Source organism: uncultured Altererythrobacter sp. (assembly GCF_913057185.1).
Classification (GTDB): Bacteria; Pseudomonadota; Alphaproteobacteria; order Sphingomonadales; family Sphingomonadaceae; genus Erythrobacter; species Erythrobacter rubellus.
Genome location: NZ_CAJXNK010000001.1, coordinates 178,924 through 198,754, shown reverse-complemented (window position 1 = coordinate 198,754; position 19,831 = coordinate 178,924). Strand labels below are relative to the sequence as shown.

Sequence of the window (19,831 nt, the reverse complement as noted above, 5' to 3'; positions counted from 1 at the left end):
CAGGGCGGCAAGCGCTGCTTGGGCAGCTGCTAGCTGGACTCTATTTACAGATATAAAAGAATCTTTATATCCATGGTTTCGATGCAGACCGAAACCATCATAAAGGCGCTGGCGGACCCTACGCGGCTGCGCATCATGCGCTTGCTCGCCGCGATGGAGCTGGCGGTTGGTGAGCTGGCGCAAGTGCTCCAGCAGAGCCAGCCGCGCGTCTCGCGCCACGTCGGCATTTTGTACGATGCAGGTTTGGCTGAGCGTCGGCGTGAAGGCAGCTGGGTATTCCTGCATGCGCTAAGCACCTCGGGTGAGCATGCGCCGCTGACGCGCGCTATCATCGGGCTGCTTGAAACAGCCGAGCGGGAAGATCCGGTATTTGCGCGTCAATGCCTCGATGATCGTCGCAAGCTCTCCGCGATCCGCTCTGCCCGCGAAGACGCAGCGCAGGCTTACTTCAAACGGCACGCCGGTGAATGGGACGAGCTTCGCCAATTGCATAGCCCGGACAAGCAAGTGGAGCAAGCGCTTGCGACAGCGTTAGGCGATGCGCCGGTGGGTGACCTGCTCGATATCGGGACGGGGACCGGCCGGGTTGCCGAACTGCTTGCCGATCACGCATCGCGTGTGGTGGCCCTCGACAAGAGTCTGGAGATGCTCAAGCTGGCACGCGCAAAGCTGCAGCATTTGCCGACAGACAAGATCGAGCTGGTTCAAGGGGACTTCACTGACTTGCCGTTCGGCGAAGCGCAGTTTGACACGGTATTGCTGCATCAAGTGCTGCATTTCGCGCAAGAGCCGGAGCTTGTGTTGCAGGAGGCCGCGCGGGTCACGCGTCCCGGCGGACGGATCGCGATTGTCGACTTTGCTGCGCACAGCCGCGAAGAACTGCGCACCCGACATGCCCACGCGCGGCTTGGCTTTGCAGATGGCCAGCTCAGGCAGATGCTTCGCGATGCGGGCTACACAGCAAAGCCGCCGGTGGCGCTTGAAGGCGGGGAACTGGTTGTCAAAATCTGGATTGGTGAGCGCAAAGGCGCGCCGGCAGGCCAATCGAAAACGAAGGAATCTCTGGCATGAGCCCGACGCTCGATCAAATGCACGAAGCGCGCACCGCGCTCGACAGCCCGCTGTTCAAAGGGTTGCCAGGCGATATCGAAGTGTCGTTCGAATTCTTTCCGCCCAAGACGGAGAAGATGGGCGAAACGCTATGGCAGAGTGTTGAAACGCTGAAGCCGCTTGGTCCGCGGTTCGCGTCGGTCACTTATGGCGCAGGCGGGTCGACCCGCACCCGCACGCATGAGCAAGTCGTACGAATTCAGAACGAAGCAGGCATTCCGGCTGCTGCGCACCTCACTTGCGTCGCCGCGACCAAGGAAGAGGTCAACGAAGTCGCACGCCATTATTGGGAGAGCGGTATCCGCCATATCGTCGCGCTACGCGGCGATTCGCCCGAGGGTGGCGGACATTATACCCCGCATCCTGGCGGCTATGCCAATGCAGTGGAACTGATCGCAGGTCTGAAGGAAGTGGCCGATTTCGAGATTTCGGTAGCGGCTTACCCCGAAGTTCACCCGGACAGCCCCGATGCGCAAAGCGACCTTGACAACCTGAAGGCCAAGTTTGATGCAGGTGCGACCCGCGCGATCACGCAGTTCTTCTTCAACACGCGCTGTTTCTTCGAATTTCGTGACAAGGCAGCTGCTGCTGGCATCAATGGCGAAATCGTGCCCGGCATCATGCCCGTAATCAGCTTTGCCGCTGTCCAGCGGATGAGTGGCCTTTGCGGCACCGAGATCCCGCATTGGATGGAGGGACTTTTCGAAGGGCTGGATGACCGGCCCGAAGCGCGCCAGCTGGTGAGCGCAACCATCGCCGCTGAACTGTGCCGCCGGCTTTATGCGGGTGGCGTGCGCCAGTTCCATTTCTACACATTGAACCGGGCAGAGCTAAGCTATGCGATCTGCCACATGCTGGGCATGCGCCCTAAAGGCGGTTCATGATGGCCAGCGCGCGCGAGAAGTTGCAGACAGCTGCGGCGGAAAGCATCCTGATCAAGGATGGCCCCTATGGCACGGCGATCCAGAACGCGAAGCTCACGGCAGAAAAATACGCAGGCAACACCGGACTGACGCAGGACCAGAAGGGCAATAATGACCTTGTGAACCTGACACAGCCGCAAGTGATTCGTTCGATCTGTGATCAGTATACCGCTTCTGGTGCAACCGTGCTCGCGACGAATACATTCAACGCCAATCGCATCAGCCAGGCGGACTATGGCGCGGAAGGCCTAGTTCGCGAGATCAATATCTCTGCCGCAAGGATCATCCGCGAAACCTGTGATGAGGCGACGGCAAAGGACGGCAAGCCACGCTTTGTGTGCGGCGCAATGGGGCCGACCAACAAGACCCTGTCGCTCTCGCCCAATGTCGAAGACCCGGGCTTTCGCGAAGTCACCTTTGACGAAGTGAAGGACGTCTACCGTGAACAGGCCGCTGCACTGATCGAAGGTGGCGCGGACTTTATCCTGATTGAGACGGTTTTCGACACGCTCAACTGCAAAGCCGCGATCATGGCGGTGAAAGAGCTGGAGGCAGAGCGCGGCGAAGACATACCGCTGATGATTTCGCTCACGCTGACAGACCTGTCCGGACGCAACCTGTCGGGGCACACGGTAGAGGCATTCTGGTATGCGGTGCGGCACGCAAAGCCTGTGACAATTGGCCTCAATTGCAGCTTCGGCGCTGAACAGTTGCGCCCGCATGTGAAGCTATTGTCCGGCATCGCAGATACGCTTCTGATGGCTTATCCCAATGCGGGCTTGCCTAATGAGCTGGGCGAATATGACGAGCTTCCTGACACAACCGCCAGCCTCGTTCGCCAATGGGCCGACAGCGGCCAGGTCAACATTCTTGGCGGTTGTTGCGGGAATACGCCTCAACATATCGGCGCCATGGCGAAGGCGGTTGAAGGGCTGGCCCCGCGCGAAGTGCCTAAGCTTAAGTCCGAAATGCGCCTTGCCGGCCTTGAACCTTTTACGATTGCTGCCTGATGACTGAAATCACAACCGCCCGTTTCGTCAATATCGGCGAACGCACCAATGTGACCGGCTCTGCCCGGTTCAAGAAGCTGATCATGGCGGGCGATTACACCTCCGCCGTGGAGGTGGCGCGCCAGCAGGTGGAGAACGGCGCGCAGGTGATCGACGTTAACATGGACGAAGGCCTGCTCGACGCGACCCTCGCCATGACAACTTTCCTCAAGTTGATCTCTGCCGAACCGGATATCGCGCGGGTGCCGGTCATGGTCGACAGTTCCAAATGGGAAGTGATCGAGGCGGGCCTCAAATGCGTGTCAGGCAAGCCGATCGTCAACTCGATTTCGATGAAGGAAGGCGAGGAGGAATTTCTCAAACATGCACGGTTGTGCATGGCATATGGTGCCGCGGCGGTTGTGATGGCCTTCGACGAAACGGGGCAGGCCGATACCAAGGATCGCAAGGTCGAGATTTGCTCGCGTGCCTATAAACTGTTGACCGGGATAGGTTTTCCGCCGGAAGATATCATCTTTGACCCGAATATCTTCGCGGTCGCAACGGGCATTGAGGAGCATGACCGCTACGGCCTCGATTTCATTGAAGCTGTGCAGGAAATCAAGGCCAATTGCCCACATGCGAAGACGTCTGGCGGGCTATCGAACCTGTCGTTCAGCTTCCGTGGCAATGAGACTGTGCGCCGCGCGATGCATTCGGTCTTCCTTTATCACGCGATCCCCGCCGGGCTCGACATGGCGATCGTCAATGCGGGCCAGCTCGATATCTATGATGATATCGACGCGGAACTGCGCGAGGCATGCGAAGACGTGACCCTGATGCGCAGGCCGGACGCAACCGAGCGGTTGATCGACCTTGCGGAGAGCTACAAGGGCAAGTCTGTCGCCGATGAAAAGGCGGCAGAAGAATGGCGCGGTTGGGCGGTCGAGAGGCGGCTTGAGCATGCGCTGGTCAAGGGCATTGATGCTCATGTCGTCGACGACACCGAGGAAGCGCGCGCCGCGCTAGCGGCCAATGGTGGCCGCCCGATCGAAGTGATCGAAGGCCCGCTGATGGACGGAATGAATGTCGTCGGTGACCTGTTCGGCAGCGGCAAGATGTTCCTGCCGCAGGTGGTCAAATCAGCCCGCGTGATGAAGAAAGCGGTCGCGCATCTCATCCCCTTTATCGAGGCGGAGAAGGATTTGCTGCCCGAGGAGGAACGCAAGGCCAAGGGCAAGATCGTGATGGCGACGGTAAAGGGCGACGTTCACGATATCGGCAAGAACATCGTCGGCGTGGTATTGCAGTGCAATGGCTATGACGTGATTGATCTTGGCGTGATGGTGCCATGGCAAGACATTCTGAAATCGGCCAATGACAACAAGGCTGATATGATCGGTCTGTCGGGCCTGATCACGCCTTCGCTTGATGAAATGGTGACAGTTGCGGAAGAGATGAGCCGTAGCGAGTTCACCATGCCGCTTCTGATCGGCGGTGCGACCACCAGCAAGGTGCATACCGCGCTGCGGATTGATCCAGCCTATCCGGGCCCGGTCATCCACGTGCTCGACGCGAGCCGCGCGGTGGGCGTGGCATCAAAGCTGCTGTCCGACACGCAGCGCGATGAATTCGTTGATGAAACCGCGAAAGAATACACCAGGGTGCGCGATGCGCGCGCCGGCAAAACGCCCAGTGTTCTGCTGAGTCTGGAGGAGGCGCGCGCGAATTATTACGATGCCTATTTGAGCGATAAGCCAGCGCCCCCACTGCAGCCGGGCGTACATGTTTTCGACGATTGGGACCTGGCGGATCTGCGCGAGTATATCGACTGGACGCCGTTCTTTCGCGCATGGGAATTGCATGGCAATTATCCTGCCATCCTCGACGATGATGTGGTGGGCGAGACCGCGCGACAACTAAAGGCCGATGCGGATGCCATGCTCGACAAGATCGTGGCTGAGAAATGGCTGATCGCGCGCGGCGTTGCAGGATTCTGGCCCTGCGCAAGGGATGGTGACGACGTTACGATCCACCTGGTCAACCGTGAAGAGCATGTCGTGCTGCCTTTCCTGCGCCAGCAAGTGAAGAAGAGCCGTGACCGGGCGAACATGTGCCTGGCAGACTTTATCGATCCGGCGGGCGACTGGATTGGCGGCTTTGCGGTTGGCATTCACGGGATCGAGCCGCATTCGCAGCGCTTCCTTGCCGACAAGGACGATTATTCGGATATACTGCTGAAGGCTTTGGCAGACCGTTTTGCAGAAGCCTTTGCCGAGCGGCTGCATAAGCACACTCGCACCGATTTGTGGGGCTATGCACCGGATGAGCAGCTTGGCAATGAGGCATTGATCAAGGAACAATATCGCGGCATTCGCCCGGCGCCGGGGTATCCGGCGTGTCCGGATCACTCTTTGAAGCCGATTCTGTTCGAACTGCTTGATGCAGAGAAAAATGTCGGCCTGACGCTGACGGAAAACTTCGCCATGTATCCGACTGCGGCGGTAAGCGGCTTCTACTTTGGCCACCCCGAAGCCGAGTATTTCGGGGTCGCGCGGATCGGTCGCGATCAGTTGGAGGACTATGCGAAGCGGAGCGGGGTCGATATGGCGACAGCCGAACGATGGCTACGCCCGAACCTCGATTAAATACTGTCCAGCCAACGCTGGCGCACAGTTCGCGGCTGGCGATTGTCGGCGGCACATTGCTGGCAGCGTTATATGTGCTGGTCTGGTTGCTGGTTGAGACCAACCCAGCGCTCCTAACACAGCTGTGGTTCCTGCCGGGTGTCGGGGTGGTGGGCGCAATCATCGCCAATGCCAGCGGGACAGGCGGCGGGGTAGTGTTCGTCCCTGTATTCAACGCGATGCGCGATCTGGGCGCAATGGATCTCGATCCTTTGCGAGTCACAGCGGTCTCGATGGGCATTCAGGCATTCGGGATGAGCGTGGGCGCGCTTCGCTGGACCGACCGCCTCTATCACCAGAAGCCTCCCTCCGATCTAGAAGCTCAAACCCGCATGCGCGATTACTGGCTCGTATGTGGACTTGTTCTGCTCCTGTCTGTCCCCGCTCTGCTCGCTACGCAGCGCCTGTTTTCATTCGACGGGCAAGCGGTTTTGCTGGGCTACAAGAGCTTCTCGATCGTGCTGGGGGTCGCGCTCCTGATCGCGACGTGGACATTTAATCGCGACATCCCAGAGCGCACCCGGTTAGAGCCCGTCGATATCGCGATGCTTGCGCTGATCTCGATCCCTGGCGGCGCGATAACTGCGCTGTTCTCGGTCGGCATAGGCGAGCTGGTGGCGTTCTACCTTTTCCTGCGCCACTACCCCATTCTGCTAAGCGTCGGCACGGCCTGTGTGATCTCTGCAATCAGCGTCGCGGCAGGTCTTATTTGGCATGTCGATGCGGGCACTGTCCAATGGGAAGTCGTACTGCTCGCCGCACCGGGCGCGATGTTTGGCGCCTTCCTCGCGCGGCCAATTGCGCTGTGGCTGGGCCCCCGCAAGCTGAAGACCTTAGGCGCAATCTGGATCGTCGGGTCAGCACTATATCTGCTCTGGCCGAATTGGTAAGGGACTGACCATGTTCAGGAAAATCCTCGCAACTCCGCTTGTCGCACTGGCAACTTGTGCCAGCGCTCAAGAAGCTCTTCCGCCAGCACCAGCCACTGTGGTTGTCGCCTTTGACCGCGACAGCATCCGTCCGCTCATCGTCGAAGGCGAGGTGGATCGCGAGACAGGTCGCGCGGTCGAAGCGAATGATCCGGTGCGGATCGCCAGCATTTCCAAACTGATCATGGCGTTGGCGACATTGCGGCTGGTCGACGAGGGCAAGGTCGATCTGAACGCGGACGTCTCGGACTATTTGGGATGGCACCTACGCTCTCCAAATTTCCCCGATGCCAAGGTCACGCTTGCCCAATTGCTGAGCCACCGCTCCGGCCTGCGTGACAATGCAGGCTATGTGATTCCGCTGGGAGAGAGCCTGCAGGCAAAGCTGAGCGATCCCAAGGCTTGGTACGCCGACGCGCCACCCGGCGAAGCGCCGTTCGAATATGCCAATCTCGGCTCGCCAGTGGTGGCAACAGTGCTCGAAGCGGCGACAGGCGAACGCTTTGATCATATCATGGAGCGCACGATCTTCGCCCCGTTGGAGGTCGAGGCTTGCCTTAACTGGATCGGATGCAGCGAAGAGCAAATCGCGCGAGCCGTCGTGCTTTATCGCGACACCGGCGAAGTCGCGCGCGATGATGCGGCCGACCTGCCGCCCAATTGTACGATCCCGGTGGCGGAGGGCGTGAAATGCAGTCTCGACAATTACGTGCCAGGTACCAATGGCTCGATCTTCTCGCCGCAAGGCGGAGTTCGGATCGGGATGATGGACCTGGCGAAGATTGGGCAGGCCTTTCTGCCACTCAACTCGGAATTTCTCTCGGAATCGGCGCAGCATGAGATCGCCATGCACATTGTTTTCAATGCTCCAGTGAGACAGGAATTTTTTTGCGAATACGGCCTTGCAATGCACCAGATTGAGTTGTCGGACGTAGAGTGTCAGGACAGGCTATTCAGCGATGGACTTGCACGCATTGGTCATGCCGGCGAAGCTTATGGGTTGCGATCCGGACTGTGGTATTCGCGGGCTACCAACAAAGGCTTTGCCTATTTCACCACTGCCGTTCCCCCGCGCCAGTCGGCCGAGGATGAAGGCGGGTTCGACCCCCGCGAAATCGAGCTGATGGCCAAAGCGCAAGAGCTGATTGAAGCTGGCCGGTGAAAAACGCTGCACCGCACAATTGTGCGATTGACGCTCCCAAAGGAATCGCGCAGACCAATCGTGCTGCTGCAGAAGCGATTCTGTAGACACACCAGCGGGAGAGTTCGTGAAGCCCCTCAGGGCCAATCGGCGCCGAAGGAGCAACCACCCCGGAAACTCTCAGGCCCACGGACCGCAGTGTGATCGGCACTCTGGAAAGCGTTTCTGCGAGTTGCGGAAACCACCGAAGGGGAAGGCTCGGCAACAGCCGAGCTAAGCTCTCAGGTCACCCGACAGAGGGGGTGTGGAACATCGCTTCGTCTCGGAGCGTTGCACCTTCTGTGCGGGGACTGATTTTGAGCGAAGACGAAACATTCGAAGAATTGCCTTTGGAAAAGCTGCCGCTCGACGCCTGGCATCGTGCGCAGGGCGTGCGCATGGTGCCGTTCGCTGGCTATGAAATGCCGATCCAGTACACCGGCCCGTTCGGGGGCATCGTTGCGGAACATAATTGGACGCGGGAAAGCGCCAGTCTGTTCGATGTCTTCCATATGGGCCAGCTGACCGTCAGTGGCGAAAATGCCGGTGAAGAGCTGGAAAAGCTGCTGCCCGGCGCGATCACCAGCCTGAAAGCCGGGCGTATGCGGTATTCTCTGCTGTTGAATGAGGATGGCGGGATCATTGACGATCTGATGGTCACGAATACCGGCCCGCATTTTGCGCTGGTGGTGAATGGCGCGTGCAAATGGGATGATATCGCGCATCTGCGCGAGTATCTGCCTGATGAGATCACGCTGACCCATCACGATGATTATGGTTTGCTGGCTTTACAGGGACCCAAGGCTGGCGAAGTTCTTGAAGCGCTGCTGCCCGGCACAGGTGCGCTCACCTTCATGACGGCCGGACTGTTCGAATGGGAAGGTACCTACCTCTGGGTTAGCCGCGCGGGCTATACTGGCGAGGATGGCTTCGAAATTTCCGTGCCTGCGACACATGTCGAGCAGCTTGCAGATGCCCTTGTTGCGGATGAACGCGTTAAGCCGGCAGGGCTGGGCGCGCGGGATTCTTTACGGCTGGAGGCGGGCCTGCCGCTTTACGGGCATGATCTGACCACTCAAACTGATCCGGTCAGTGCCGATCTGATCTTTGCGTTGACCAAGAAGCGTCGCGAGGCCGGCGGCTGGATGGGGCACGAAGCGCTTGTGCCGGTACTCGACGATGGCCCGGCAACCAAGCGCGTCGGGCTGAAGCTTGATGGCCGCATGCCCGCGCGCGAAGGCGCGGAAGTTTATTCCGGCGAAACCAAAGTCGGCACAGTCACCAGCGGCGGTTTTTCGCCCACGCTGGGGCAACCGATTGCGATGGCTTATGTCGATATCGCGCAGGCTGCTGAAGGCACCGTGCTCGAAATCGAAGTGCGGGGCAAGCGTTTGCCCGCGACCGTTTCACCCATGCCTTTTGTGCCGCATAATTACTACCGAGGGAGCTGATAGATGCCGCGTTATTTCACTGATGAACACGAATGGATCGACATCGAAGGCGACACCGCCACCGTCGGCATTACTGATTATGCTCAGGAACAGTTGGGTGACATTGTTTTCGTCGAACTGCCCGATGTGGGCGCGATGCTGGACAAGGCGGGCGATGCAGCCGTGGTCGAAAGTGTGAAAGCGGCAAGCGATGTCTACGCTCCGATCACCGGCGAAGTGACAGAAACCAATGGCGCGCTGGAAGATGATCCTGCGCTGGTCAATACCTCGCCAGAGGAAGACGGCTGGTTCTTCCGCATGACCATTGGCGACAAGTCCGAGCTTGAAGGGCTGATGGATGACAAGGGCTATAAGGCGTTTGTCGACGGCCTCTAAACCCCAAACGGGAATTGAATAGATGCGTTACCTACCCCTGACCGACGCCGATCGCGGCGAAATGCTTGCCAAAATCGGCGCTGGCACCATCGATGATCTGTTTGTCGATGTGCCAGAAGAAGCGCGGCTCGATGGCCCTATTCGCGGCTTGCCGATGCATGCCAGCGAAATGGCGGTCGAAAAGCATATGCGCAAATTGTCGAAGAAGAACCTGGCGGCAGCGGACGCGCCATTCTTCCTCGGGGCAGGGGCCTATCGCCACCACGTGCCATCCAGCGTCGATCAAATCATCCAGCGCGGCGAATTCCTGACGGCCTATACACCTTACCAGCCGGAAATCGCGCAAGGCACGCTGCAGATGCTGTTTGAATTTCAAACGCAGGTAGCGCGGCTGTATGGCTGTGCAGTGGCCAATGCGTCACTTTATGATGGATCGACGGCATGCTGGGAAGCGGTTGCGATGGCGAGCCGCATCACTCGCCGCGACCATGTGGTCCTGTCAGGCGCGCTGCACCCGCATTACGCCGAAGTCGTCAAGACGATGGCGAAGTTCACAAGTGACGAGATCGCCGGAGCAGAGCCTGCGATCCAGTCCACTCCGGACAACGCGGGGCTGATATCGCGCATTGATGATCAGACCAGCTGCGTGGTGGTGCAATATCCCGATATTCTGGGCCGCATCACGGATTTGTCTGAAGTAGCCGAAGCCGCGCACGCGAAGGGCGCTTTGCTGGTGGTTGTGAATACAGAACCGGTTGCTCTGGGTGCGATCAAGTCACCTGGAGAGATGGGCGCAGACATCGTTGTCGGTGAAGGTCAGGCGCTGGGCGTAGGGTTACAGTTCGGCGGGCCCTATCTGGGCCTCTTCGCCGTGCGCGATCCCAAACATGTTCGCCAGATGCCGGGGCGCCTGTGCGGTGAAACCGTTGATGCAGAGGGCAAGCGCGGGTTCGTGCTGACGCTCTCGACGCGTGAGCAGCACATCCGGCGCGAGAAAGCGACGTCCAACATTTGCACTAACTCTGGCCTGTGCGCGCTGGCATTCAATGTTCATATGACGTTGCTGGGTGAGAAGGGCCTGCGCCAACTGGCTGCGGAAAATCACCGGCTTGCCTGCCAGGCGGCTGACCGCTTGGCCAAGGTTCCCGGCGTGTCCGTGCTCAACGACAATTACTTCAACGAATTCACGCTGATGGTGGGGCAGGATGCGCGTGAAGTGGTGCACAAGCTGGCAGCCAAGGGTGTGCTGGGCGGCGTGTCGCTTGGGCGGCTTTATCCGGGCGTAGATCGCTTGTCCGAAGGCCTGCTGGTGGCAGTGACGGAGACCACGAGCGAGGAGGATATCGAGGCCCTGACCAATGCTCTTGAGGAGGTGTTGTCATGAACGCGACCACCAAAACCCCCAATGCATCGGGCTGGAAGCCTGAAATGACGCCAGCGAGCGAAGACGGGCTGCACGCCAAAGGTTATTGGGGCCCAGCAACGGCTACCGGAAATCGCGCCTTGATGCTGGAAGAACCGCTGCTGTTTGAAATCGGCCGCACCAATGTGACCGGCGTTGATCTGCCGGAAGTGAACACGGATGCGCCAAACCGTTTGGGCGGTCTGGAGCGTGCAGAACCGATTGGTCTGCCCGGTCTGACAGAACCGGAAACCGTGCGACATTACACGCGCCTCAGCCGCCAGAATTACGGCATCGATCTGGGCTTCTTCCCGCTTGGCAGCTGCACGATGAAGCACAACCCGCGGCTGAATGAGAAAGTGGCGCGGATGCCCGGCTTTGCGGATGTCCATCCGTTGCAACCGCGCGAAACGGTGCAAGGTGCGTTCGAAGTCATCAACGAGTTGGCACATTGGCTGATCACGCTCACGGGTATGCATGGCGTGGCGATGAGCCCAAAGGCAGGCGCGCATGGCGAATTGTGTGGCATCCTGTGTATCCGTGCCGCGCTGGAAGCGCGTGGCGATGCGCGTGAAGTGGTGCTGGTGCCGGAAAGCGCGCATGGCACCAATCCGGCGACAGCTGCCTTTGCCGGGTACCGGGTAGAGAATATCCCCGCGACGGATGAAGGCCGGGTGGATCTGGAGGCGCTCAAGGCGCGGCTTGGCCCTGATGTGGCCGCGGTGATGATCACCAATCCGAATACTTGCGGCTTGTTCGAACGCGACATGAAGAAGATTTCTGACGCAGTCCATGAAGCGGGCGGCTTCGTTTATTGCGACGGTGCAAACTTCAATGCGATCGTTGGGAAGGTGCGCCCGGGCGATCTTGGCGTCGATGCGATGCACATCAATCTGCACAAGACATTCTCCACCCCGCATGGCGGCGGCGGACCAGGCTCAGGCCCGGTGGTCTTGTCAGAGGCGCTCAGCCCCTTCGGCCCGCTCCCTTACACAGCGCGCACCGCAGACGGCGTGGTGCATCTGGTCGAGGAAGAAAGCGCAGACGCGTTTTCCAAAGAACATTTCGGCGGGGTGATGCAAAGCTTTGGCCGGATGACTGCGTTTCACGGCCAGATGGGCATGTTCACGCGCGCGCTGACCTATATGCTCAGCCACGGTGCAGACGGTTTGCGGCAGGTGGCAGAAGACGCCGTGCTCAACGCCAACTACATTCTGCGCAGCATGGAAGACATCCTCCATGCGCCTTACGCGGCAAGTGGGCCCTGCATGCATGAAGCATTGTTCGGAGACAGAGATTTTGGCGGCGATCTATCAACGCTTGATCTCGCGAAATCCATGATCGATGAAGGGTATCACCCGATGACGGTGTATTTCCCGCTTGTATTGCACGGCGCCATGCTGGTCGAACCAACCGAGACTGAAAGCAAGGCAACGCTGGATCAGTTCATCGCGGCCTTCCGTTCGCTGGTCGAACGCGCGAACGCGGGCGACGAGGCAATGAAGCAAGCGCCTTACTATGCGCCGCGCCGCAGGCTTGATGAAACGCAGGCTGCGCGCAAACCCAATTTGGCGTGGGCAGAACCTGAAGACGATTGATCAGTCGCGTAGCACAGCGGGAGTGCTTGTCGCGGCCTCTGGCGGCGGCACAGTTTCCTCCGGGTGCGGATCAATCCGGATGCGGATCTGCTGAAGGTTGAGGATCGTAACGTAGAAGCCGATCACAGCAAGCGAGCTAGACCCCAGCACTGCCATGGCGGCACCCTTCGCGCCATTCCAGTCGATCGCTGCATCAAGCAGAACCAGCGCCAACACCGTCGGCACTGCCCGCACGAGAAAGGCGGTATGCGCCTTGCCAGCGCTGACCAGCAGCGATTCCAGGCTCGCGCCGACCAGTTCAACCGCACCTGCGATCGCGAGGATTACCATCGCCCAATAAAAGCCCGCGAACTCAGCCCCCGCTATTGCCGTAAGGCCCCAACGACCAGCGAACAGCGCCACCATCACGGCAAGAAACCCGCCGATCAGTGCGATGTTCGCCATTCGGCGGGCCATCTGCAGGGCTTCGTCCTTTGCATGTACCAGCTCGGGATAGATCGCTTTGGATACAGTTTGCGCAAGCACAACCAAAGCCTGGCCCAACTGGCTTGCGACGCGGAAGCCACCAGCAAGTGCCTCGCCGCCTATGGAGCCAACCATCAGGATCATGACTTGCTTTCCGGCGATGGACAGAGAGCCGGACATATTGGTCGACCAGACAAAGCGCCATGCATCGGGATGCGCGGAAGGAATGCGTCTAAGGCTAACGCGCGACAGGTCGATCCTCTCGTCGCGTGCAGCAATTATCCAGAGTGCCAGCGCAACTGCCACTTCGGATGCAGCCCAGGCGAGCACAAACCCTGTTACATTCGGCATGAAGAACAAAGCCAGGATCGCGCCGGCCGCCCGGATTGCTGGCTGCACTGCTTCGGCTGCGGTCGCTTTGGCAAATTTGAACCTTAGGCGCAGCAACCCGGTGGGCGTCGTGCGGATAGAAAGGAGCGAGATGACACAATAGCCGAAAGTTAGCCACAGCAGTTCATCGGGCAGGGGCAGCCACAACTGCGCCGTCCAGACCAGTATCGCGGCCGCCACAGTACCCATCACGACGGACATCAGATCAAGCGCGATGGCAAACCCGGTTGCATCTGCAGGCCCGCTGCCATTCGCTCCCCACCTGACAACAAATTGCCAGGTCTGGAAATTGGCGAGACCTGTGACTGTCTGTCCCAATGCGATGATAATCGCGAAGTAGCCAAAGCCCTCTAGTCCAAGTGTGCGTGTGGCTATCGCGAGATAGACAAGGCTCATCACGGCGTTGAAGCCGCGCCCGCCCAGTAACCAGCCAATATTCTGCCAGAGACGTTTCATAATGCGCGCCGGGCCTAACCCGCGGCGCCTTCGCGTTTTTTCAGCAGCCGTTCGGTCACTTCGAATGTACGCTCATTGTCGACATCGATCGCGAATTCGCCGTTGGACATGACAATCGGCACCAGCTTGAAGCCAAAACGGTTGGAGACCTGCTCGAAAATCTTCTCTTTGCTGCCCCAACCGAAGTAAAACCGGATCAGGTTCATCAGGCCGAACGCCTTGGCGATGCGTTTAGGGAACTTTACGAACTGTCCGCCTTCGCGCATGATCTCTGCTGCGCTAAGCGCCTCCTCGCTGCCCATCCAATAGGTGTTGCAGTTGGAATAGCCGCCGTCAGTGAATTCGTAGAATTTCTTCTGGCCTTCGGGATCGGCCGCTTGCACATCCTGCTTGCGCGCAAGCGCAGCTGCTGCACCCGCATCCGCCGCCAACGCCTTGTCGATGAACTCTGCATAGCCGTCTGACGTAACCAGGCAATTGTCCGCGGTTGTAATCATCAGCGGGAAGCTGGCGCCTTCCGCCCCTGAGAACACGCTGTCGACGATGTTGAACTTGCCTTCTTTGAAGTGCAGCCTGCCTTCCGCGGTCAGCATTTGCGCGGTGGGCAAAGCTTTGATCTCGTCTGCTTCGTGCGCAACGATATGGATCGCGCCGATCCGGTCACATCCGGCAACCTCTTTCAGCACGCGCTCGACCATGGGTACGCCCAGCACAGGCGCGACACACTTTTGCAATACGCCGGCCCGGGTCGCCAAGGGGTCCATAATGCCGGAACGCTTGCCGGCCATGATAAGTGCTGTGATTTTTCCGTCCATGGGCAGGCAAATAGTCCCGAATTGCCAGAACGCAAACTCTTGTCATGCGAAGATGAGCCGTGCAGCAGGTGCAGCGATGCGCATTATCTTGTCTCGCAAGGGTTTTGATAGCGGCTCGGGAGGTGGCCCGTCGCCGATTGTGGCCGGTCGGCCTGTGACATTGCCGATTCCCGCGGGGGCTGCTTCGCGTACTACTTACGGGGATCTAGGCTTGGGCGAACATGCCGCTCGCTCAAGTCGGGGGAAGCTTGGTGCGGATGACCCATGTCATCACGATCCGATGTTCACTGACGCAGGAGAGTGCCTGTTCGGGCAATGCGGTGCGGCGCAAACGCATCTGGAACGCCAAGGCGTGGGTTTAGGCGATGTGTTCCTGTTTTTCGGGCTATTCCGAGACTGGGATCATGGCGGCAAGCCGCATCACCGCATCTTTGCCTGTCTTGAAGTCGAAGAGGTAATCCCGCTTGCCGACGGCCCACCGCAAAAGCTCGCTGATCTGGCGCATCCCCACGCGCTGGCGATGCATCACAAGAATGATGTGATCTATCGCGGGCCGGGTGTGCAGGCATCGCGCGCATGCGATGCCTTGCAGCTAACCGTTCCCGGCGGTCCGGTGACGCTGTGGGACAGGCCCGAATGGCTCAAGCGCGGCGGGCTAAGTTACCACGACAGGCCCGATCGCTGGCTGCGCGGCGGCAAGTTGCGCAGTGTCGCGCGCGGTCAGGAATTCGTTGCCGATATCGGGCGCAGATCTGCACCGCGCGAATGGCTCGCGCGAATTCTGGACGAAATCCGAAGGAACTGACTAGAGCGTCTTGATGACGCCGGAGAAATCAACCGAACCGTTCTGCTCAGCAAAGGCTTCGTAGATTTCCTGGGCATGGCGGCCCAGCGCGGTGGTTGCACCTGCGCTTTCCGCCGCTTCCATCGCCAGCTTCAGGTCTTTCAGCATCAGCGCGGTAGCAAACCCGCCCTGATAGTCATTGTCGCTCGGGCTCTGCGGGCCGACGCCGGGTACCGGGCAATAGCTGGTCATTGACCAGTTCTGGCCCGAAGATACGCTGGAAATGTCATAGAAAGTCTGTGCGTCAAGGCCCAGTTTCTCCGCCATGGCGAAGGCTTCACACGTGCCGATCATATGGATCGCGAGCAGCATGTTGTTGCAGATTTTCGCAGCCTGACCATTGCCGATACCGCCAGCATGGATCACGGCCTTACCCATTGCTTCGAGCACCGGCTTGGCTGCCTCAAAGGCGTGGATTTCTCCGCCGACCATGAAGGTCAGCGTGCCGGCATTCGCCGCCGCGATGCCGCCAGAAACGGGTGCATCGACAATCTTATAGCCTTCTGCGTGTGCCGCATCGGCAACTTCGCGCGCGGTGGCGACATCGATGGTCGAACAATCGATCAGCGTTGCGGCATGCGGCGTGTGGCCGATAACGTCGCTGGTGTAGACCGATTTTACGATGGCCCCGTTGGGCAGCATGGAGACAACCGCTTCGGCGTCTTTCACAGCATCGCGGACATTGGTGAAGGTTTCGCAGCCAGCTTCCTTGGCGCGGGCCAGCGCATCCTCGGACAGATCGAACGCGCGGACGTGGTGCCCGGCTTTCACAAGATTTGCGGCCATCCCGCCGCCCATATTGCCGAGGCCAATAAATGCGATTTTCATGTGTCTCTCCTTTGGGGGCTTGGTTCAATCCAAGACTAGCGCCCCTTCCACTGGCCTTCGCGCTTCTCGATAAAGGCGGCCATGCCTTCGGCCTTGTCTTCGCTCGCGGTCAGGATCTGGAAGATACGGCGCTCAACAATCAGCCCCTGATCCAGCGTCATTTCGAAGGCCGAATTGACCATTTCCTTGTTCGCGATGGTTGCCATTGGCGGCATGCTGGCAATGGTCGCGGCGGTCTTGAGCACGTCTGCGATCAAATCCGCCTGAGGCACAACACGCACGATCAGGTTCGACCGCTCGGCTTCCTCGGCGCTCATCATCCGGCCGGTCAGACACATTTCCATGCTCTTTGACTTGCCGATGGCGCGGGTCAGGCGCTGCGAACCGCCCATGCCCGGGGCTACGCCCAGTTTGATTTCAGGCTGGCCGAATTTGGCATTGTCCGATGCGATGATGAAGTCTGCCATCATCGCCAGCTCGCACCCGCCGCCCAGTGCAAAGCCATTGACCGCAGCAATCCACGGCTTGCGGGTCTTCTTCACGATCTCGCTGGTCCAGAGCGAAAAGAAATCGTCGAGATAGAAATCGGCCGCCGCTTTCTCGCTCATTTCCTTGATGTCCGCGCCTGCCGCGAAGGCTTTCTCGCCGGAGCCTGTCAGGATGGCGCAAAGCTGGCTGTCGTCTGCCTGATAATCGGCGAATGCTTCGATCAGCTCTTCCAGTACCTTGGAATTGAGCGCGTTCAGTGCCTGCGGACGGTTGATCGTCAACAGCGTGACACCTTTGGTGCCGTGGGCATCTTTTTCGGCGGTGATAGTTTCGTAGGTCATAGGGGTTTCCATTCCTTATCGGCAGGCAAGGGCGCGAAAATCTGATCGATCAGCTCGTCACTCACGCCTTCAGGAGTAGCGGGATCCCATTTGGGATCGTGCGTTTTCTCAACAATTACCGCGCGCACGCCTTCAGCAAAATCGGGGCGGGTCAGCACGCGCGAAGCGATACGATATTCCATCGCCATATTGTCCGCGAAATCATCCAGCTTTTCGCTTTCAGCCAATTGGCGCAGTGCGACCTTGCAGGTTTGCGGGCTTTTAGTGCCCAGCGTGCCGCGTTCCTTCGCCGCCCAATCGCTTTCATCGGCGTCTAGCGAAGCAAGTATGTCTTCATAGCGGTCCGACGCGAAATGTTTGGCGATCTTGTCCGCATTGCCAGCGATACGTGCGTCCGGTGTTGGTGCGGATAACTCGCCGAGTATCCTGGCGATGCGTTCGGGATGTTCTGCGATCCGGGCCTTGGCTTCTTCCAGCTTTTCGCTTGGCAGGTAATGGGTCGCGAGGCCGGTCCAAAGGCATTCTGCCCCATCCAGCCGTGCACCGGTGATCGCCAGGAACTGTCCCAAACGCCCCCCCAGTCGCGAGAGATACCAGCCGCCGCCAACGTCGGGGAACAGGCCGATGCCCGTTTCCGGCATGGCGAAACGCGTGTTCTCCGTCGCGACACGGAATTTGCAGGGCTGTGAAATGCCAACACCGCCGCCCATGGTGATGCCGTCCATGAACGCCACGATCGGCTTTTCATAGGTGAACATCTGATGGTTCAATTGATACTCGTCATGGAAGAACTTGCGGCCCGAAACTCCACCATCATTCAAAGCGCTTTCGCGCAGCAGGTTGATATCGCCACCCGCGCAAAACCCGCGCCCCTCGGCATGGTCGAGGATCACAGCTTTCACCGCGTCGTCGCTCGCCCACGCGGTTAGCGCCGAGTTCATCGCATGGCACATATCCAGAGTGAGCGAATGCAGCGCCTTGGGGCGATTGAGGGACAGTTTTCCTGCCGCCCCTTCAATAGATGTCAGCAATTCTTGAGTCATTGGTGTGTCAGATCCCGTCCTACGATCATCCGCATGACCTGATTGGTGCCCTCCAGAATCGAATGCACGCGCAAATCGCGCCAGAAGCGTTCGATCGGATATTCCTTCAGATAGCCATAACCGCCGAACAGTTGCAGCGCGTTGTTGGCCACGTTGCTGCCGCTATCAGTCGCGAGCCGCTTGGCCATGGCGGAAAAGCGCGTCTTGTCCGGCGCATTCTCGGTCACTTTCGCCGCCGCGAGATAGAGCAGCGCGCGCGCCGCCTCCAGCTCGGTCGCCATGTCGGCCAGCATGAATTGTGTGTTCTGGAAATCGGCCACAGGCGTATCGAACTGCTTGCGTTCCTTGGTGTATTTCACCGCTTCGTCCAGGCAGCGTTGCGCGCCGCCCAGCGAACATGCGCCGATATTGATGCGCCCGCCATCCAATCCGGCCATGGCAAAGCGGAAGCCTTCGCCCTCTGCGCCAACGCGGTTGGCAACCGGAACGCGGCAATCCTCGAATATCAGCTGCGCTGTGGGCGAAGCATTCCAGCCAAGCTTCTTTTCAGGCTTGCCGAAGCTGAGGCCCGGCGTGTCTTTCTCGATCACAAGGCAGGTGATGCCCTTTGACTTGTGCTCTCCGGTGCGGACCATGACGACATAGATGTCGTTGAAGCCGCTACCCGAGATAAATTGCTTGGTGCCATTTAGGACATAGTGGTCGCCGTCCAGCACGGCGCTGGTCTTAAGACCCGCTGCGTCCGAGCCTGAGCCGGGTTCCGTCAGCGCATAGCTGGCGATGTGTTCCATCGTCACCAGCTTGGGCAGGTAGCGTGCTTTCAGTTCGTCTCCGCCGAAGCGGTCGATCATCCATGCGGCCATATTGTGGATCGAGATATAGGCGCTGGTCGTGGGGCAGCCATAGGCCATGGCTTCCATGATCAGTGCGGCTTCAAGCCGGCCAAGGTTAATCCCGCCCGATTCCTCGGAAACGTAGATCGCGCCAAAGCCCAGTTCGCCCGTCTGCTGGATTACATCGCGCGGAAAGTGGCTCTTCTCGTCCCATTCGCCCGCGAAGGGTGTGATATTGTCTGCAGTGAAACGCTGCGCCATTTCCTGAATGGCGAGTTGGTCGTCAGTTAATGCAAATTGTCCTGTCATGGCGTGCGCAATAGCCCCTCTCGATCGCTTGGCTTCATAACGCTGCTTACCCGCAGCTGACTTGGGTTATCTTCATGTTGTCGTCATAGCGCACATTCACGCGATCCTGGCGATAATCCATCGTCCATGTGGTACGCGGGAGACCCCATCGCAGTGTGCGTGACCCGCTTTCGCGCAGAATGGCCGCGCCCATTTCCGCAGTCGCATCGTGGCCAACGTGATACTCCGCAGGCGCTACATCGCAGACATATTCTGCTGGCGCTGTGGTAACCGCTGGCGCGGGAGGCGCTGGTTCCGGGTCAGCATATCCAGCACAGGCAACCAACGGCAGAGCGAATAGTGGAGTCGCAATCAGTCTCATAGTTTCATCCCTT

18 protein-coding genes and 1 riboswitch are annotated in these 19,831 nt (G+C 59.1%); of the genes, 11 read left to right on the top strand and 7 right to left on the bottom strand.

Annotated features, from left to right (window positions below; translation table 11 throughout):
• Positions 1 to 81 precede the first annotated feature (81 nt).
• The 10 genes from QZ487_RS01000 to gcvPB all read left to right on the top strand — a co-directional run bounded on the left by QZ487_RS01000 (position 82) and on the right by gcvPB (position 12,644).
• Positions 82 to 1,071 carry a metalloregulator ArsR/SmtB family transcription factor gene (locus QZ487_RS01000; protein WP_296024090.1) on the top strand — a complete coding sequence of 330 codons (990 nt, stop codon included), beginning with the start codon at positions 82 to 84 and terminating at the stop codon, positions 1,069 to 1,071.
• Positions 1,068 to 1,994, top strand: coding sequence for a methylenetetrahydrofolate reductase [NAD(P)H] (gene metF / locus QZ487_RS00995; RefSeq protein ID WP_285975943.1), 927 nt, complete (start codon positions 1,068 to 1,070; stop codon positions 1,992 to 1,994). The genes QZ487_RS01000 and metF overlap by 4 nt, the downstream gene beginning before the upstream one ends.
• Positions 1,994 to 3,043 (top strand): homocysteine S-methyltransferase family protein, encoded by a 1,050-nt coding sequence (locus QZ487_RS00990; protein ID WP_296024089.1) that lies wholly within the window; start codon positions 1,994 to 1,996, stop codon positions 3,041 to 3,043. Before metF ends, QZ487_RS00990 begins: the two co-directional genes overlap by 1 nt.
• Positions 3,043 to 5,670: a methionine synthase gene (gene metH, locus QZ487_RS00985; RefSeq protein ID WP_296022945.1), complete on the top strand. Its 2,628-nt coding sequence runs from the start codon at positions 3,043 to 3,045 to the stop codon at positions 5,668 to 5,670. Before QZ487_RS00990 ends, metH begins: the two co-directional genes overlap by 1 nt.
• On the top strand, positions 5,646 to 6,599 hold the full coding sequence (locus QZ487_RS00980) for a sulfite exporter TauE/SafE family protein (protein ID WP_285975941.1): 954 nt from the start codon (positions 5,646 to 5,648) through the stop codon (positions 6,597 to 6,599). The genes metH and QZ487_RS00980 overlap by 25 nt, the downstream gene beginning before the upstream one ends.
• A 10-nt stretch (positions 6,600 to 6,609) precedes the next feature.
• The gene (locus QZ487_RS00975) at positions 6,610 to 7,800 is read left to right on the top strand and encodes a serine hydrolase (RefSeq protein WP_296022944.1); all 1,191 of its coding nucleotides are present in this window, start codon (positions 6,610 to 6,612) and stop codon (positions 7,798 to 7,800) included.
• Between the two features lie 84 nt (positions 7,801 to 7,884).
• Positions 7,885 to 7,985: riboswitch (glycine riboswitch) on the top strand.
• Between the two features lie 150 nt (positions 7,986 to 8,135).
• On the top strand, positions 8,136 to 9,269 hold the full coding sequence (gcvT, locus tag QZ487_RS00970) for a glycine cleavage system aminomethyltransferase GcvT (protein ID WP_296022943.1): 1,134 nt from the start codon (positions 8,136 to 8,138) through the stop codon (positions 9,267 to 9,269).
• A gap of 3 nt (positions 9,270 to 9,272) precedes the next feature.
• Entirely contained in the window at positions 9,273 to 9,644 is a 372-nt protein-coding gene (gcvH, locus tag QZ487_RS00965; protein ID WP_285975938.1) for a glycine cleavage system protein GcvH, read from the top strand.
• A gap of 22 nt (positions 9,645 to 9,666) precedes the next feature.
• Positions 9,667 to 11,028 carry an aminomethyl-transferring glycine dehydrogenase subunit GcvPA gene (gene gcvPA, locus QZ487_RS00960; protein ID WP_285975937.1) on the top strand — a complete coding sequence of 454 codons (1,362 nt, stop codon included), beginning with the start codon at positions 9,667 to 9,669 and terminating at the stop codon, positions 11,026 to 11,028.
• Positions 11,025 to 12,644, top strand: a complete 1,620-nt coding sequence (gene gcvPB / locus QZ487_RS00955; RefSeq protein ID WP_285975936.1) for an aminomethyl-transferring glycine dehydrogenase subunit GcvPB — start codon at positions 11,025 to 11,027, stop codon at positions 12,642 to 12,644. Before gcvPA ends, gcvPB begins: the two co-directional genes overlap by 4 nt.
• Here gcvPB and QZ487_RS00950 read toward each other — a convergent pair whose 3' ends face one another.
• Complete coding sequence (locus QZ487_RS00950) at positions 12,645 to 13,955, bottom strand: lipopolysaccharide biosynthesis protein (protein WP_285975935.1); 1,311 nt, start codon at positions 13,953 to 13,955, stop codon at positions 12,645 to 12,647.
• Between the two features lie 14 nt (positions 13,956 to 13,969).
• Positions 13,970 to 14,770 (bottom strand): NTP transferase domain-containing protein, encoded by an 801-nt coding sequence (locus QZ487_RS00945; protein ID WP_296022939.1) that lies wholly within the window; start codon positions 14,768 to 14,770, stop codon positions 13,970 to 13,972.
• 52 nt (positions 14,771 to 14,822) lie between these two features.
• Between QZ487_RS00945 and QZ487_RS00940 the strand changes: the two genes are divergently transcribed.
• A complete protein-coding gene (locus QZ487_RS00940; protein WP_296022938.1) occupies positions 14,823 to 15,575 on the top strand; it encodes a hypothetical protein in 753 nt (250 codons plus the stop codon).
• Here QZ487_RS00940 and mmsB read toward each other — a convergent pair whose 3' ends face one another.
• Genes mmsB through QZ487_RS00915 form a run of 5 tightly spaced genes read right to left on the bottom strand, consistent with a single transcriptional unit; the run spans position 15,576 to position 19,818 of the window.
• Positions 15,576 to 16,442 carry a 3-hydroxyisobutyrate dehydrogenase gene (gene mmsB, locus QZ487_RS00935; protein WP_296022937.1) on the bottom strand — a complete coding sequence of 289 codons (867 nt, stop codon included), beginning with the start codon at positions 16,440 to 16,442 and terminating at the stop codon, positions 15,576 to 15,578.
• Positions 16,443 to 16,477: 35 nt separating this feature from the next.
• Positions 16,478 to 17,272 carry an enoyl-CoA hydratase-related protein gene (locus QZ487_RS00930; RefSeq protein WP_296022935.1) on the bottom strand — a complete coding sequence of 265 codons (795 nt, stop codon included), beginning with the start codon at positions 17,270 to 17,272 and terminating at the stop codon, positions 16,478 to 16,480.
• Positions 17,269 to 18,315 (bottom strand): enoyl-CoA hydratase/isomerase family protein, encoded by a 1,047-nt coding sequence (locus QZ487_RS00925; protein ID WP_296022934.1) that lies wholly within the window; start codon positions 18,313 to 18,315, stop codon positions 17,269 to 17,271. The genes QZ487_RS00930 and QZ487_RS00925 overlap by 4 nt, the downstream gene beginning before the upstream one ends.
• Complete coding sequence (locus QZ487_RS00920) at positions 18,312 to 19,457, bottom strand: acyl-CoA dehydrogenase family protein (RefSeq protein WP_296022933.1); 1,146 nt, start codon at positions 19,455 to 19,457, stop codon at positions 18,312 to 18,314. Before QZ487_RS00920 ends, QZ487_RS00925 begins: the two co-directional genes overlap by 4 nt.
• Positions 19,458 to 19,503: 46 nt before the next feature.
• Positions 19,504 to 19,818, bottom strand: a complete 315-nt coding sequence (locus tag QZ487_RS00915) for an I78 family peptidase inhibitor (RefSeq protein WP_296022931.1) — start codon at positions 19,816 to 19,818, stop codon at positions 19,504 to 19,506.
• Between the last annotated feature and the right edge of the window lie 13 nt (positions 19,819 to 19,831).

Bases quoted from the DNA above. Each gene is read 5' to 3' on its own strand.
- QZ487_RS00980 (WP_285975941.1), top strand. From the start codon at position 5,646: ATGGCTACGCCCGAACCTCGATTAAATACTGTCCAGCCAACGCTGGCG.
- QZ487_RS00950 (WP_285975935.1), bottom strand. From the start codon at position 13,955: ATGAAACGTCTCTGGCAGAATATTGGCTGGTTACTGGGCGGGCGCGGC.
- metH (WP_296022945.1), top strand. From the start codon at position 3,043: ATGACTGAAATCACAACCGCCCGTTTCGTCAATATCGGCGAACGCACC.
- metF (WP_285975943.1), top strand. From the start codon at position 1,068: ATGAGCCCGACGCTCGATCAAATGCACGAAGCGCGCACCGCGCTCGAC.
- QZ487_RS00945 (WP_296022939.1), bottom strand. From the start codon at position 14,770: ATGGACGGAAAAATCACAGCACTTATCATGGCCGGCAAGCGTTCCGGC.
- gcvPA (WP_285975937.1), top strand. From the start codon at position 9,667: ATGCGTTACCTACCCCTGACCGACGCCGATCGCGGCGAAATGCTTGCC.
- QZ487_RS00990 (WP_296024089.1), top strand. From the start codon at position 1,994: ATGGCCAGCGCGCGCGAGAAGTTGCAGACAGCTGCGGCGGAAAGCATC.
- QZ487_RS00975 (WP_296022944.1), top strand. From the start codon at position 6,610: ATGTTCAGGAAAATCCTCGCAACTCCGCTTGTCGCACTGGCAACTTGT.
- gcvH (WP_285975938.1), top strand. From the start codon at position 9,273: ATGCCGCGTTATTTCACTGATGAACACGAATGGATCGACATCGAAGGC.
- QZ487_RS00920 (WP_296022933.1), bottom strand. From the start codon at position 19,457: ATGACAGGACAATTTGCATTAACTGACGACCAACTCGCCATTCAGGAA.
- QZ487_RS00940 (WP_296022938.1), top strand. From the start codon at position 14,823: ATGAGCCGTGCAGCAGGTGCAGCGATGCGCATTATCTTGTCTCGCAAG.
- QZ487_RS00915 (WP_296022931.1), bottom strand. From the start codon at position 19,818: ATGAGACTGATTGCGACTCCACTATTCGCTCTGCCGTTGGTTGCCTGT.
- gcvPB (WP_285975936.1), top strand. From the start codon at position 11,025: ATGAACGCGACCACCAAAACCCCCAATGCATCGGGCTGGAAGCCTGAA.
- mmsB (WP_296022937.1), bottom strand. From the start codon at position 16,442: ATGAAAATCGCATTTATTGGCCTCGGCAATATGGGCGGCGGGATGGCC.
- QZ487_RS00925 (WP_296022934.1), bottom strand. From the start codon at position 18,315: ATGACTCAAGAATTGCTGACATCTATTGAAGGGGCGGCAGGAAAACTG.
- QZ487_RS00930 (WP_296022935.1), bottom strand. From the start codon at position 17,272: ATGACCTACGAAACTATCACCGCCGAAAAAGATGCCCACGGCACCAAA.
- QZ487_RS01000 (WP_296024090.1), top strand. From the start codon at position 82: ATGCAGACCGAAACCATCATAAAGGCGCTGGCGGACCCTACGCGGCTG.